General features: G+C 44.2%; 11 protein-coding genes and 1 tRNA gene. 7 read left to right on the forward strand and 5 right to left on the reverse strand.

Features of this window, described 5'->3' with window-relative positions:
* Window positions 1-130 precede the first annotated feature (130 nt).
* From SCB77_RS05745 to SCB77_RS05760, 4 genes are all read left to right on the forward strand, one after another.
* Entirely contained in the window at window positions 131-1,456 is a 1,326-nt protein-coding gene (locus SCB77_RS05745; RefSeq protein ID WP_320185480.1) for a DUF4270 family protein, read from the forward strand.
* 8 nt (window positions 1,457-1,464) lie between these two features.
* Window positions 1,465-2,454 (forward strand): Kelch repeat-containing protein, encoded by a 990-nt coding sequence (locus tag SCB77_RS05750; RefSeq protein WP_320185481.1) that lies wholly within the window; start codon window positions 1,465-1,467, stop codon window positions 2,452-2,454.
* Window positions 2,455-2,680: 226 nt separating this feature from the next.
* A complete protein-coding gene (locus SCB77_RS05755; protein ID WP_320185482.1) occupies window positions 2,681-3,973 on the forward strand; it encodes a (Fe-S)-binding protein in 1,293 nt (430 codons plus the stop codon).
* Window positions 3,974-3,986: 13 nt separating this feature from the next.
* Window positions 3,987-4,781, forward strand: a complete 795-nt coding sequence (locus SCB77_RS05760) for a (Fe-S)-binding protein (RefSeq protein WP_320185483.1) — start codon at window positions 3,987-3,989, stop codon at window positions 4,779-4,781.
* Window positions 4,782-4,851: 70 nt separating this feature from the next.
* On the opposite strand, the gene SCB77_RS05765 is transcribed toward SCB77_RS05760, so the two are convergent.
* The 4 genes from SCB77_RS05765 to SCB77_RS05780 form a co-directional block, all read right to left on the reverse strand.
* Window positions 4,852-4,934, reverse strand: a tRNA-Leu gene (locus tag SCB77_RS05765).
* Between the two features lie 62 nt (window positions 4,935-4,996).
* Complete coding sequence (locus tag SCB77_RS05770) at window positions 4,997-5,875, reverse strand: Ppx/GppA phosphatase family protein (RefSeq protein WP_320185484.1); 879 nt, start codon at window positions 5,873-5,875, stop codon at window positions 4,997-4,999.
* A 156-nt stretch (window positions 5,876-6,031) separates the two neighbouring features.
* A complete protein-coding gene (locus SCB77_RS05775) occupies window positions 6,032-6,634 on the reverse strand; it encodes a hypothetical protein (RefSeq protein WP_320185485.1) in 603 nt (200 codons plus the stop codon).
* Window positions 6,635-6,697: 63 nt separating this feature from the next.
* Window positions 6,698-9,271 carry a phosphoenolpyruvate carboxylase gene (locus SCB77_RS05780; protein ID WP_320185486.1) on the reverse strand — a complete coding sequence of 858 codons (2,574 nt, stop codon included), beginning with the start codon at window positions 9,269-9,271 and terminating at the stop codon, window positions 6,698-6,700.
* Between the two features lie 487 nt (window positions 9,272-9,758).
* Here SCB77_RS05780 and SCB77_RS05785 point away from each other — a divergent pair, with 487 nt between their 5' ends.
* Together SCB77_RS05785 and SCB77_RS05790 are read left to right on the forward strand one after the other, a co-directional pair.
* A complete protein-coding gene (locus SCB77_RS05785) occupies window positions 9,759-11,948 on the forward strand; it encodes an FUSC family protein (RefSeq protein ID WP_320185487.1) in 2,190 nt (729 codons plus the stop codon).
* A complete protein-coding gene (locus tag SCB77_RS05790; RefSeq protein ID WP_320185488.1) occupies window positions 11,941-12,912 on the forward strand; it encodes a YpdA family putative bacillithiol disulfide reductase in 972 nt (323 codons plus the stop codon). The genes SCB77_RS05785 and SCB77_RS05790 overlap by 8 nt, the downstream gene beginning before the upstream one ends.
* Here the strand turns inward: SCB77_RS05790 and SCB77_RS05795 are convergent.
* Window positions 12,909-13,520: a TetR/AcrR family transcriptional regulator gene (locus SCB77_RS05795; protein WP_320185489.1), complete on the reverse strand. Its 612-nt coding sequence runs from the start codon at window positions 13,518-13,520 to the stop codon at window positions 12,909-12,911. The genes SCB77_RS05790 and SCB77_RS05795 overlap by 4 nt on opposite strands.
* A 101-nt stretch (window positions 13,521-13,621) precedes the next feature.
* Here SCB77_RS05795 and murB point away from each other — a divergent pair, with 101 nt between their 5' ends.
* Complete coding sequence (gene murB / locus SCB77_RS05800) at window positions 13,622-14,638, forward strand: UDP-N-acetylmuramate dehydrogenase (RefSeq protein WP_320185490.1); 1,017 nt, start codon at window positions 13,622-13,624, stop codon at window positions 14,636-14,638.
* The last annotated feature ends 253 nt before the right edge of the window (window positions 14,639-14,891 follow it).

Here is a 14,891-nt window from a genome sequence, read left to right on the forward strand (position 1 = left end):
TAACCTAGTTTAACAAAATGTAATGTTCATTAACATAGCATATCGGCAGTTTTGCTGCATCGATTTGATTCAGTTAGCAGGTATGACATATTCAACAGTTTTTATACAACGATTGCTTTTCACCACAATCATGGCTTTATTCATCTTTGGGTCGTGCTCGAAAATAGACGGCGTAAGTCTAGACGTAGACCAAAGCCTCCTTGCCGTGAACAGCTCCGACACGTTTGCGGTGAGCTCCTCCACCTTCTTGCTGGATCCTTTGCCTTCCGCCGGACAGGGGGTGCTGTTATTAGGCGCTTTCGAAAGCGATTATGTTGGACAAACAAAGGCTTCTACCTATTTCAGGCTGGCCATGCCCGACCTTTCAACAACCTTCACCAATGATGTACAATTCGACTCGTTAACCATCAGCTTGTTTTACAACGGATACAGCTATGGCGACACTACACAAACCATGGCCATCAGCGTACACAGCCTTGTAGAAGCCATAGACCCCAAAGAACTTTCCATCGCCCTAGAGGATGATGAATATCCCGTTTTTGCGTCTGGGGAAACGCTCTATACCGACCAATCGTTTAGCTATGCCGATCAGGCCTTGGGAGCCACACGCTTTTCACCCAAGCCCCATTCCAACAGAGACACCGTCACCATGAAACTTGACCAAGAGCTAGGGCGTACGCTTTTTGACATGGTCCTAAAAAAAGACAGTAGGCTTTCCGTTGAAGACGAATTTTTGGACTTCTTCCGCGGACTGGCTATTATACCGGAGGCTGACGCCAAAGCAATCATCGGATTCAAAGATTCCATCGCATTCAATCTACACTACAGCTACGAACGACAGGCTGATGGACGCCGGATTACGGACGAGCTGACCATAAACATGGGCAGCAGCAGCTACCAATACAACCGAATAGAAACTGATAGAAGCAATAGTCTGCTTCAAGCCATGACCGCGGTTAACAGCGAGATTGCATCGACATCGACCGATAGCAGAACATTTGTCCAAGGATTAACAGGGCTCGTTAGCCGCATCAGGTTTCCGAGTATTCGCGAAACACTCGGTTTAGGTGCTACCGCCATCAACAAAGCGCAGCTCATCATCGAGACGGACCAGCCCGAGTATGGTTTCTATCCAGCACCGGACTCGCTTATCTTATTTGTTGCCAACAAATACGGCACACCGACATCGCTCGTTCAAAATGCCTCCGGCGCTTCGCTTCTCGCCGTCTATCAACGAGGGAGTACGTCTGGCGGAACAGGAAGGGGAAAGTATGTCTTTGACATTACCAACTACCTGAGCGCCTTGGTTAAAACTCAAACGTATGACGACGAAGAAAGTCTGCTTATCTCACTCCCGACAGCCACATTGATGTCTAGAACAAATGTGCTGCAAGTCGCGCAGAACGACAACAAACCCGCTATTAAATTAAATGTACTATACATCAAAACACAATGAAAATGAAAATGAAATGGATAATCAAACTGTTCCTGTTGGTCACTCTTGCTCTACCTGTGGTCTCTTGTTCATCGGATGATGAAGACGATCCGGACGAATGGACAAAAGGAGCCGATTTTGAAGGTCTCCCGCGCAGTGGCGCCGTGAGCTTTAGCATAGGCGACTATACCTACCTGACCACAGGCTATGGCACCAATTCCAATCGATTTGTTGATACTTGGCGTTTCTCGCCAGCTTTACAAAGTTGGGAACAAATGAGCACCTTCCCCGGAGAGGCGCGAAACAACGCCGTATCGTTTGTCATCGATGGTAAAGGATATGTCGGACTGGGCACAAATTCAACGACGATGTTCAAGGATTTTTACGAATATGACCCCAGCACAAACGTATGGACAAAAGTTACTGACTTTGAGGGATCCGCGCGCTACGGCGCCGTCGCATTCTCGCTCAATGGTGTCGCCTACGTAGGGACAGGCCGTGATTTCGACGGACAGGACTTTAACGATTTTTACACCTTTACGCCAGATGCCAGCGGCGGCAAATGGACGAAGGTATCCAGCACGCCAAACAAGCGCTCATTTGCCTTCACTTTTATTCTAAATGGATTAGCATACCTCGGTGGTGGCGTTAGCAACAACCAAAATGTAAGCTCATTTTATGCTTTCGACGGCACTAACTGGATCGAAAAGGAGCCACTCTCCGATCGTGATGATGACGATTACACCTACAACTTAACACGTCTCAGTCCTTCTGCATTCGTACTCGACGGCACGGCCTTTATATCGGGCGGGTTGGCCAGTTACAATGGCTCTCCTACATCAAGCACTTGGCGTTATGTGGCATCTGGCGATTATTGGGAGGAACATCAAACTTTCGCCGGATCGGCTAGGCATCAAGCTATCACCTTTGTACACGGTAGCGTGGCCTATGTAGCTACAGGACGAAGTGGCACCTCTCCCTTTTATGATATGTGGAAATTCGTACCGAATCCTTGGTAGCCAATCGGCTCCCGCTATAATACCTCGTTGCCATGCGCCGATGACAACGTTAAGCAACCTTGGTGTGAGCATCGAGGTTGCTTTTTTTATTCCCTGAATCCTATACTTACTGCCGATCGCTCCTTTTAAGTAAGATAGAATTTCTATTTTTAATGGTTCCAAATAAGTATTATGCTAGCATAGTATTAATCTGTTCTTTATATTTGTGATACCTGAAAGAATAGTTATGATAAGTCAAGTTATTTTTTTCTGTTTACTGTTCGGTGCTCTGGCGTTTTTCACGATAAATGCACGTCGCATCTATCGTAACATAAGATTGGGCAAATCCGATGACCGCAGTGGAGATACTAAAGCACGCGTAAAAACGATGCTACTGGTCGCTTTCGGGCAAAAAAAGATGTTCAAGAAGCCGCTACCTGCGGTTCTGCACCTTTTTGTCTATGTAGGCTTCTGCATCATCAATATTGAAATGTTGGAGATTGTCATTGATGGTCTCTTCGGCACACATCGTGCGTTATCGTTTATGGGCTCCTTTTATGATTTTCTCATTTATGCTTTCGAACTATTAGCCTTTGCCGTGCTGGTCTCCTGCTTGATCTTTTTTATCCGCCGAAATGCCCTGCAGATCTATCGGTTCAAAGGAAGAGAACTCAAGGGATGGCCAAAATCTGATGCCAACCTTATCCTGCTGACAGAAATTATCCTGATGGCAGCGTTTCTGATAATGAACGCCGCCGACTATAAACTACAAACGCAGGGATTCTCCCATTATCATCTCGCTGGATCTTTTCCTATAAGCAGCTATTTAGCCGGCATCCTCCCGGATAATAGCAATAGCCTAATAGCCATCGAACGTGCAGCATGGTGGTTGCACATCATCGGCGTATTAGCATTCTTGAACTACCTGCCCTTATCCAAACATTTGCATATTATACTTGCCTTCCCCAACACGTACTTCTCCAACTTGAAGCCCAAAGGAAAGTTTGAAAATATGCCTGCAGTTACGGCAGAAGTACAGGTGATGCTAGATCCATCCCTTCCTCCACCATCAGGTGAAGTAGGACGTTTCGGCGTAAAGGACATACAGGACCTGACGTGGAAGAACCTTTTGGATGCCTACACCTGCACCGAGTGTGGGCGATGCTCAGCCGCCTGTCCAGCCAATATAACCGGCAAACTATTATCACCACGCAAAATTATGATGGATACGCGTGACCGGTTGGAAGAGGTAGGTAAACAAATCGATAAAAACAAAGCTTTCGAAGAGGATGGAAAGTCACTGATTGACGATTACATCAAGCGCGAGGAGATATGGGCCTGTACCAGCTGCAATGCTTGTGTCGAGCAGTGCCCCGTCAATATAAACCCGCTAGAGATCATCATGGGCCTGCGTCAGTATGCCGTGATGGAGGAATCACAAGCGCCCTCTAGCGTCAATGCCATGTTTAACAACTTAGAAAACAACGGTGCCCCTTGGAAGTATGCGCAAGCAGACCGCGCCAACTGGACAAACTCGTAATAATACCATGCCTATGGAAACCAACTTTCATATCCCTACAGCTGCCGAGATGCTGGCTAATGGCGACAGTCCCGATCTTTTATTTTGGGTGGGCTGTGCAGGCAGTTTTGACGAACGCGCACAGCGCATCACCAAAGATATCTGTAAAATACTGCATCATGTGGGCATCAAATATGCTATCCTCGGCACGGAAGAAAGTTGCACTGGAGATCCGGCAAAACGAGCCGGCAACGAATTTCTGTTTCAGATGCAGGCCATGATGAACATACAGGTTCTTGATGGATATGCCATCAAAAAGATCGTTACGGCCTGTCCTCATTGTTTCAATACGCTAAAAAATGAATACCCCAGTTTAGGTGGCCATTACGAAGTTATACATCACACTCAACTTATCCAATCCCTGATTGACGAAGGGAAGTTGCGCCCCACAGATGGACATGACTTTAAAGGTAAACGGATCACCTACCACGACCCCTGCTACTTAGGCCGCGCAAACGAAGTGTATGAAGCTCCGCGCAAAGTGCTGGAAACATTAGATGCAGATCTCGTTGAGCTTAAGCGCTGCAAGAGCAACGGACTTTGTTGTGGTGCCGGCGGAGCGCAGATGTTCAAAGAGCCGGAAGCAGGTAAGAAAGATGTGAACATCGAACGCATTGAAGATGTTCTCGCATCGGAAGCCTCGGTTGTTGCAGCCGCTTGTCCATTCTGTATGACCATGCTACGCGATGGCGTAAAAATTAAAGAGAAAGAGCAGGAAATTCAGGTTTTAGATATCGCAGAAATCACGGTTCGCGCCAACAAGCTGTAGTGGCGTAACCACGAAAATGACGACGCTAGGTTCAACAAAAAAAGACTTTCCAATTGAAAGTCTTTTTTTGTGCTCAGGAGCAGATTCGAACTGCCACGCCCATAAGGCGCCACCCCCTCAAGATGGTGCGTCTACCAATTTCGCCACCTGAGCTTGCGTTAGCAAAAGTAATGCTTTTTAAGCCATTTCAAGAAAGATTTTTGCAAATTTCAGCACTACTCGCCTAAGTTACTGTCTATCAAAGTCTGAATAATTCCATCCACCAACCCGACACGTGGCGCGACGATATTTTTCAAATGTCCCACTTTCATAATGGTCAAGAAAATCTCCGCTGCAGGGATAATAACATCGGCACGGTCTTGCTTAAGTCCTAATACATGAATGCGATCTTTCAGGGAATACGAGCTTAGATATTGATAGATAGCCTTTAGTTTTGCATAAGACATCGGCTTATCCATTTTCTCATTCGCTATGCGGGAAAGCTTGTTGATATTACCTCCAGTACCTATACCGTAGATATTTTTATAGATCTTGGTATGCTCTCTTACCCAACGTTTCATTTCCTCCCAGGTTTCAGGATTATCCTGATTGTCCAAAATTCGGATAGTCCCCAAATTAAAGGATCTCGAGGCGATAAGCTGCGCATTGGCAAACAACGAAATTTCGGTACTTCCACCACCTACATCTATATACAGGTAAACCTTGTTCTTATCCATATTATCCTGCAGGTTGCTGCTATAGATAATGGCCGCTTCACGTGCACCATCGATAATTTGGATATCCACGCCTATCTTGCTACATGCCTCCACAATATCAGCTCCATTATCAGCATCGCGCATCGCAGATGTGGCACAAGCCATATAGTCACTCACCCGATATACGTCCATAAGGTTCCGAAAAGCCTGCATCGTTTTCACCATATTTTCGAACTTGGGTTTGGAAATATGTTGGTGAATAAAGGCATCGTCTCCCAACCGAAGGGGAACACGAATGAGCGCCTCTTTTGTAAACTGAACTGGGCTACTTTCTTGATTAACCTCCGCAATTAATAGCCTAACTGCATTGGATCCGATATCTATTGCTCCGTATCTCACAGATGATGGTTTTGAAATGAGTGTGTCTAATTAAATTTTACAATAATAACAAATCATAGATTAATAGTATGTTAAGTTATTGTTATATTCCCAAAAAATTAAACAAAAAAAGGGATGTATTGCTACATCCCTCTTTATATCCTATGTTAGAATCGCTTAGTGATGTGCGTGCGCATCTTCCTTGCCACCAGCAAGCGTAAACAATTCCGCTACTTTTTCGAGGTTTTCCTTAGCAAAAGTACGAAGTCCTTTATTCGTATTATGGCTCAATCGTTCAAATTGATCTTTGATTTTTGCAGTTTCGTGCTGTACGTGATGAAGGTATTCGGCATCCGAATATGTTGCGCCATGTGCATGTCCAGCAGCAGCATGCTCCGTAGAAGCTGAATCAGTAGCATGAACATGTTCTGCCGTTGCAGCCTCTGGCTTAGCAAATACTGCAGCACCTTTTATAGGGAAGTCAACCTGATTTACCACAGCTAGGCTATCTAAAGTTGGGATGATTCCAGCGTATACCTCTTTCACTTTAGCCGCAAGCTGTTTCGCCTGTGAAGAAGTCGCAACAGTTTCTACATAAGCCGCATAATCAGCCTCGTAAACCACCTTTCCACCAACGACTTGAAAGAACTGAAAAGCGTCTCCATCTGCCAAACTGGTGTGCGTGTATTTTAGTTGATTTTCTTTAGCGGTCTGCGGGTTACAAGAAGCTAACAAAGCGCTAGCACATACGCCTGCAACAAATAAAGTGTTAAATTTCATCTCTTTTCGTTTTATGCTACAAAAATAAAAAAATAATCGATTTTCCCGTTTAAAATAAACATTTTACGCCAAATTACGCCCCGCATTTACCACGCCATAAATGGTACGAGCGATTAACTTTCTGTAGATAGCTTCTTTTTCTTCCGGCAGTTCTTTATCACGTAAAGCACGTATAGCATAATGCTGTATCGTCAACAAGGGCAGTATAATTTTCTCTCTGGCCATAATCGACGCTCTTTCAATCGGATAGTGCTCCATGAGGGCCGAAGAGTTACTCAGTTTCAATACATACGATTTTGTTAACTCGTATTCCTCTTTCAGCATCGACCAAAACTCGGCAAAGGTATCGTCATACTGCATATAGGCCGTGATATCAAAGTTCGACTTCGTCATCGACATCATACAGTTATCGATGATTGTCTTGAACATCCCCGAGCTTTCGTAAAGGTTCTTTACGTAAGACCATAAATTATTTTCCTCTGCCCAACGCAAAGCTGTTCCTACACCATAAAAGCCCGGAATATTCTGCTTCAGCTGGCTCCACGATGTCACGAAACTGATCGCCCGAAGATCCTCCAAGCGAAGCTCCTTACCGGAGTTACGCTTCACCGGACGGCTACTGATGTTAACCTCGGACAATTGCTTCAACGGGCTTAACGTCTCCAAATATTTTAAGAACAGCGGATGTTTCCGCAGCGCCATAAATTTACCATGGCTCTCGTGTGCCATCTGGTCGATCACTTCCTTCTGTTTCGTGGTCAAGGTATCGCCATCTTTCTGCTGGATTTCCGAAATAATTCCTGCCTGCAACAACAACTCGATATTATGTTGGGCTGTTTCTAAAGATCCATACTGGCTACTGATCGTCTGCCCTTGAATGGTCAACTGAATATGTTCGTTGGCAATCTCTTTGCCCATCGAAGCGTAGAATTTCTGTGTCTTTCCACCACCACGTGCTGGAGGGCCTCCCCTGCCATCAAAAAAGACCAGATCTACATCGTATTCGCGCGCAATGGCGGTCAGCTCGATCTTGGCTTTGTAGATAGACCAATTGGCCATCAGGTAGCCACCATCTTTGGTGCTATCGGAGAAGCCCAACATGATGGTCTGCTTATTGCCTCGCTTTTGTATATGCTTGGCATAAACCTCATTATCATACAGGCTGCGCATCACGTCTGCGGCACGCGAAAGATCATCCACCGTTTCAAAAAGCGGCACAAAATCGATCGTCAACGCCTCTTTCTTCCAACCAGACCACAAGAAAAGTTGCATCAAGCCCAAAATATCGGAAGCCTGTTGGCAATTACTGATAATGAAACGCTGTGCCGCTCGCTCGCTTCCACTTTGTTGTATGGATTTCAAAAGGTCGATCACCTGCAAGGTATCAATCACCAATTTATCAGCGTCCGCATCAAAGCCTAGGCTCAATTCCGAAAAAGGAATACTCTTCTCTTTCTCATCTTCCGAGTCTTTTATGCGATCTAAATCTACTGCCGTTTCCGGATAACGCTCCACCAAGTAATTGAAGGTATTGCGTAAGATACTGCTATCTTGACGGATATCAAGGGTGGTAAAATAACAACCAAAGGTGATGACCTTACGTATCAAATCTTCGACGAGCTCGACAAAAAGACCATTATGCCGGGTATTCAACACATCTTTAACGGCGTTGAGGTTCTCCAATATGGTCGCTGTTTCATCAACGGGATTTTCTACCGGATTAAAGCTGTTATCATAAAACAGATTTTGCAATACATCTAAATATTTCTCCACACCACGGAAGGTGATGCGCCTTCTAACCATACGGAAATCGCGGTAGTAGCAACGAAACAAGATCGTGCGTAGCATATTGGCAACTTTTTTGGTACTCTCGGCGTCCACATTCGGATTTCCATCACGATCGCCTCCCGGCCAAAAACCTAACTCGATAAGCTGTTTTACGTCTTCAATTGGCACCTCCAATTCACTATCGATCTTGGATTGGATCTCGGATGCCACCTTATAGAATACATTTTCCAAAAACCAAGCTAAACTAGCGGCCTCATCTACAGGAGTAGGTTTCTCCTTATTGATAAAAGGTGTTTTTCCTAACTGTTGCAATAAAGATTGAATGTTGGGCACATCATTTCTCTTTAAAGCATCGATAAGATCTGTAATGATCGCCAACACAGGGCCTGGATAGAATTGTGTCGGATGCGCCGTTAGTACCAAACGTACCGAGAAGTCACGCAACTTATTGACAATTTCCTTTTTCAGTTCAGGATTTTCCTGTGCTCGCTGAAAAAGGCCGTGCAATATACCAGACTCATCCGTCTTCCCTACGCTCTGAAATGCAGAATCCTCGACAGCATCAAAAAGCACCACCTGTCTTTCGATGTATTGCACAATACGGAATAGAAAGTCGATTCGATCCTCTTCCTGCACATATTGCTCGTACTGACCAAAGAAACTCTCGATAATGTCTTCTGGCGTTAGATGCTCATCCACTCCCTTTTCACAGTGTGTGGAAAAGAAAGGTAGAATTGTTCCGGTATGCTTTACCCGCTGAAAGGGCAAGGTTAAAAACAAACTTTTGTATAAGTCAAAGCGTGTTAGTACTTCGTTGTGAAAAACGGATTGTTTTTGACTGATTTTCATGCTTAAAATTATGGAATAACATAGGCTCGAGATACATGTGATTCGAACCGCCCTAAATTATATAATATTTATAAAAAATAAAAGTTTTTCATGTAAAAAGCATATTAAATTGATTGTTTGCTTGAAAATAATTCAAAATAAAAACCACTTACCATGCTATCTTCGGAAAAAGAAGAACCAAGCTCGTCTCCTAACGACCACAGGACATATTTACAGATATAGCTGCCATATGGCAAATAACTAAATGTAAAGAAAGACGCAACGCAATAAATATAGAACAATATCGCATGACCTTCGAATGATTAACCATATTAATGGCAAAACTGTTTCATTATTTTGCATTATTTACCCATTTGTTGAAAGTTCGCGCTCGCTGCAGCAACGACTACTTACCGTTTAATATTATAATTGGATATAAATACAAATTTGTATAAGTTTGAGCACTTCATAGCGTTTCGTTTTTCTTGACACAACAGGTACTCATTTCATGGAAAAAACCAAAGAGATAAGCAATTTCTTTTATGGACAATACTTCGCTGAGGGATTGAAAATCACAGTTGGCTGCATCGTCCCAGTACTCGTATCCGCCTCCTTGGGTTATTTCAATATCGGCACGCTTATATCTTTGGGTGCTTTATTGGTTGGCCTTTCCGATACGCCGGGAGCGCCATCCCACCGGCGGTTAGGGATGTTGTCTACGGCGCTACTGTGTATGCTGACCTATATCATTATTATCCATGTCAACTCATCTATCACCCTAACGACAATTGTTGTTGCTCTGCTGAGTTTCCTATTTGCTATGTTCGCCGTCTTTAACGCTCGGGCAGCAACGGTAGGATCCATGTGTACCTTAATGATGCTGTTCAATGTGCACCATGAGCTGGTGGACGCTGAGCGATGGATGTATTTGCTTTACATCGCCATTGGCGGATCTTGGTATATGCTGATCAGCATGTCCATCCTGCAAATCCGCCCCTATCGTATTGCGCAACAGGAACTTTCCGAATCTATCCGACAAGTAGCGGATTACATTCGCTTGAAAGCGAATTTCTACGATCCCAAGATTGATATAGACACCAACTATCTTAAACTCATCGAGAAACAGATCGAAGTACACAAGCATCAAGAATTGGTACGCGATATTCTATTCCAAAGCAAACGTTCCATCAAGGATACCACAAAGATTGGCCGATTTCTAACCCTTATATTCTCGGACATCGTCGACCTGTTTGAGCAGAGCATGACCACGCAGTATGATTACAACGCCATCAAAACCGCCTACGGCGAGTATGGCGTGCTCATACAGTTCAAACATGTACTCATTAAATTGACGCATGAGCTCGACAACATGGCCTACGCCATCAATGCCAACAGAATGCCCAAACCTATCTACAAATTTGAGCAGGATATCGAACGTCTAAGGGAAACGGTAGATAAGATCGACACAAAGTCAGGAAACACCATTCCGCTGAAGAAAATAATCATCAATATCCGCGGTATTGTCAAATTCATCGAAGATATCTACAGCTATAGTTCCTCGACCATCTCCGAAATTCCGCGTCAGGAAATTGATTCAGCTTCTCAATTTATCACTCGTGATCAAATAGACTGGAAGAAATTCCGAAGCAATCTCAGCTTAGATTCCTCGGTGTTTAGACATGCATTGCGCATGGCGATTGTGCTGGCGGGCACCTATCTCACCCTCAGCCTAATCCATTTCAATCCAAATGGGATTTACTGGACACTGCTCACGATCATGGTGATCCTTAAGCCCGGCTTTGGTCTAACACAGGAAAGAAATATGCAACGACTCATAGGTACCGTTATTGGGGGTATCATAGGTGCGACCATCGTTTTTACAATACACGATCCGTCTGTACGGTTTGTGCTACTGATATTTTTCTTCTTGACGGCGTACAGTCTCTTCCGCGTCAACTACATTATCGCGGTCATGTTTATGACGCCCTACGTCCTCATTATGCTCAGCTTTAACGGCATGAATTCCTTGGAGATGGCCAAAGAGCGCGTGTTTGACACCTTCTTGGGCGGCGTCATCGCCTTTTTATCCAGCTACATTATTTTCCCGAATTGGGAAAGCACACAATTCAAAGATAACATGCGCGGTCTGCTTATTGCCAACTACAACTATATTGCGCAGGCTGTGCAGATCCTAGCGGGCCATAATCTTTCCCGAACGCTTTATAAGCTCGCTCGAAAGGAGGTATACATCGCTTCAGCGAATATGGGATCTACTTTTCAACGCATGCTGACGGAACCAAAATGGCGCCAGAAATATACTAAGGAGATTAACCGTTTCGTGATCTTGAACCATATTTTTTCTTCCTACTCCGCCAACCTGTTGACACAGGTGAACCAAGCGGATATTGAAACCTTCAACCGCGAGCATGCAAAACTATTAAAGCGCATTTTGGCAGAGTTGGAAAAAGCTATCCTCCTGCTCCCCGCACAAGAACCGCAAACACAAAGTTACCAAGTAAGTGAAGCCTTCCCTGTGTTGAAAGAAAGCACCGCAAATGAGGAAGACAGCGCATTAATTACAGAACAATTACAGTTCTTAAGTAAAATTTCTGGAGATTTACATCGTGTGACGCAAGAATTGATCACACGCTCCATCACCTTGGAGCAAAACGAAAAAATCGCTGTACCGAATGGATAATTTTTTTGATGTACTTATTATTGGAGCAGGCCCAATTGGTCTTGCCTGTGGCATCGAAGCACAGAAAGCAGGCTACACACATATCATCCTCGAAAAGGGATGCTTGGTGAATTCCTTGTACAACTATCCGGTGAACATGACCTTTTTTTCGTCTTCAGAACGGCTGGAGATCGGTGACACCCCATTTGTAACCACGCTCCCAAAGCCCAAGAGAGCCGAAGCCCTAGAGTATTATCGGCGCATCAACGGCAAGTTCAATCTTAATACTCATCTCTTCGAAGAAGTATTAACGGTTCGCAAGGAGGCAGAGCTGTTATATATTCAGAGTTCAAAAGCGCAATACATTGCCAAGAGCGTGATCGTTGCAACAGGATTTTATGATATCCCGATGATGCTCAACATCCCGGGCGAAGAGCTGCCAAAAGTATCGCATTACTACCAAGACCCGCACTATTATGCCAACCAGCATGTACTGGTTGTTGGCGCGAGCAACTCTTCGGTCGATGCCGCATTGGAAACATACCGTAAAGGGGCGAAAGTTACTCTCGTCGTACGCGGCAAGGAAATCAGTCCACGCGTAAAGTATTGGGTCAAGCCCGATATCGAAAATCGAATTGCCTTTCAGGAAATTGATGTTTTCTACAACAGTTGCTTGACGGCTATCAGCGACGATAGTGTGACCTTGGAAACTCCAGAAGGAGCGGTCACCTTAAAAAATGATTTTGTGTTGGCACTAACCGGATATCAGCCGAATTTTAAATTTCTAAAATCTATAGGTGTACATGTCCCTGATGAAGCGCCCAAGATTCCTGAACATGACCCGCAAACTATGGAAACCAACATTTCCGGACTATATTTAGCGGGGGTAGTTTGCGGCGGTCTAAACACACATCTTTGGTTTATCGAAAACTCACGTGTACATGCAGAGACCATTATACAGCACGTCAAATCCCGCGGTATCTAGGCCTGCAATCCGCGGATAAAAATAGAAATCATCTTTTTCTGCTTCGACAAGATCAGCTCAAATTCATCCGGCGAAGGAAATAGACAATCATTCAGATCTTTACTCATAATGCCGGTTCGCATGCCCATCAGCGAAAACAGCAACAATTCCGCTGTCTCTTCGATATTATCAACCACGATCTCGCCATTATCCACACCGATGCGCAATATGCGGCCGAATTGATCGCGCACCCGATCAAAAAATGGCCCCAGACTTTTTCCCATTTCTCCCGGATTCTGCATAAATAAGGAGCTTGAATATTCGAAAAGGTTATAATTCTCACGCATCAGCTCCATTCTGCTTTCAATCGCAAATAAAATAGATTTCTCGATGCTCGATGCCTTCAGCAAATAGCTATCCACCTTGCTGATCATGTCATTGATCACATATTCCAACACAGCGGTATAGAGGCTATGCTTGTCAGGAAAGTAATAATACAACAGTGCCTTTGAAAACGAAAGGTCCTTCGCGATCTCCGCCATCGTTGTCTTGGCCATTCCGAAATGGGCAAAACGTCTTTTCGCCACTTCTAATATCTTGGCTCGCTTAATGTCTACGTTTTTGGACATGTTAATTTTATTCCTTTAATAATAGGGTTTATAGTATCTTTACCGCAAAATCATAAAGTTAATTCTTTTTTTGAATTTTTAAAAGAATTAGTCAATACAAAATGGTAAACGAGATCCAACACGATATTTCACTTCGACGATATAATACCTTTGCTGTAGAGGCAAGCTGCCATCAGTTTATCGACATCACAGAAGAAAGCCAACTAGCAGGGCTTCACGAAGAGGGCTACTTTCAGCGCTCATTCTTGGTGTTGGGCTCCGGAAGCAACGTACTTTTTACAAAAAATTACGAGGGGCTGATCATACATATGGCCAGCAAGGGCATTCAACATTTTATCGAAGGCAATTACATTTTTGTCACTGCCAAAGCCGGCGAGGTATGGAACGATTTCGTATGGTACTGCATTAACCATGGTTTTGCAGGTGTGGAAAATATGGCCCTTATTCCCGGCACAGTTGGAGCATCGCCAGTTCAAAATATTGGTGCTTACGGCACCGAGCTGATGGATGTTTTCTATTCTTGCCAAGCATTCGACACCCAAACCGGTACATTTACCACCTTCAGTAAAGACGATTGCCAATTCACTTACCGAGACAGCATTTTTAAAACCAAACATAAAGGGCGCTTTATCATTACGTCTGTAACCTACAAACTCGCACTCCACAAAAAGGTAAACACATCTTATGGTGCGATTAATGAAGAGCTGAATAACAGAGGGATCGATTCGCCGAGCATCAAGGACGTCGCCGAGGTCGTATCCCACATCCGTGTCGAAAAACTGCCCGATCCTTCTACGGTGGGCAACGCCGGTAGTTTCTTCAAAAACACAATCATACCTCTTGCGCATTTCAACACACTGAAAGAGCAACATCCTACTATCGTTTCCTTCCCGGTTGACAACGAACGCGTGAAATTGGCCGCCGGATGGCTTATCGAAGCTTGCGGTTGGAAGGGTAAAATCGACGGTCAGGTCGCTGTTTGGAAAAATCAAGCGTTGGTAATCACCAACTTGGGAGAAGCTAGCGGTCTAGAAATATATACTATATCGTCTAAAATAATGAACGATGTGTATAAAAAGTTTGGAATTGAGCTAGAGCGCGAAGTAAATATACTATAGAAGTTTTCCACATTCGTGAAACTAATTTGTTAATAACAAAGCAACAAGGGTATTGTTTTGGCTATTAAACAATTAGTGGGCGCGAATATCGCCCAAAGTAACCTTCATTTAACAGAATTTTCATTTAGACTTCATTTTAGAGGATAAGTTTAGCACGCCATTTGCATAAATCTCTATGAAACCGTATTTCATGGAGATGAATTACAAACCTAACAAGACCGACACACAATAGCAGCCGGTCAGTGTATTGAAA

Source organism: Sphingobacterium bambusae (genome assembly GCF_033955345.1).
Taxonomy (GTDB): domain Bacteria; phylum Bacteroidota; class Bacteroidia; order Sphingobacteriales; family Sphingobacteriaceae; genus Sphingobacterium; species Sphingobacterium bambusae.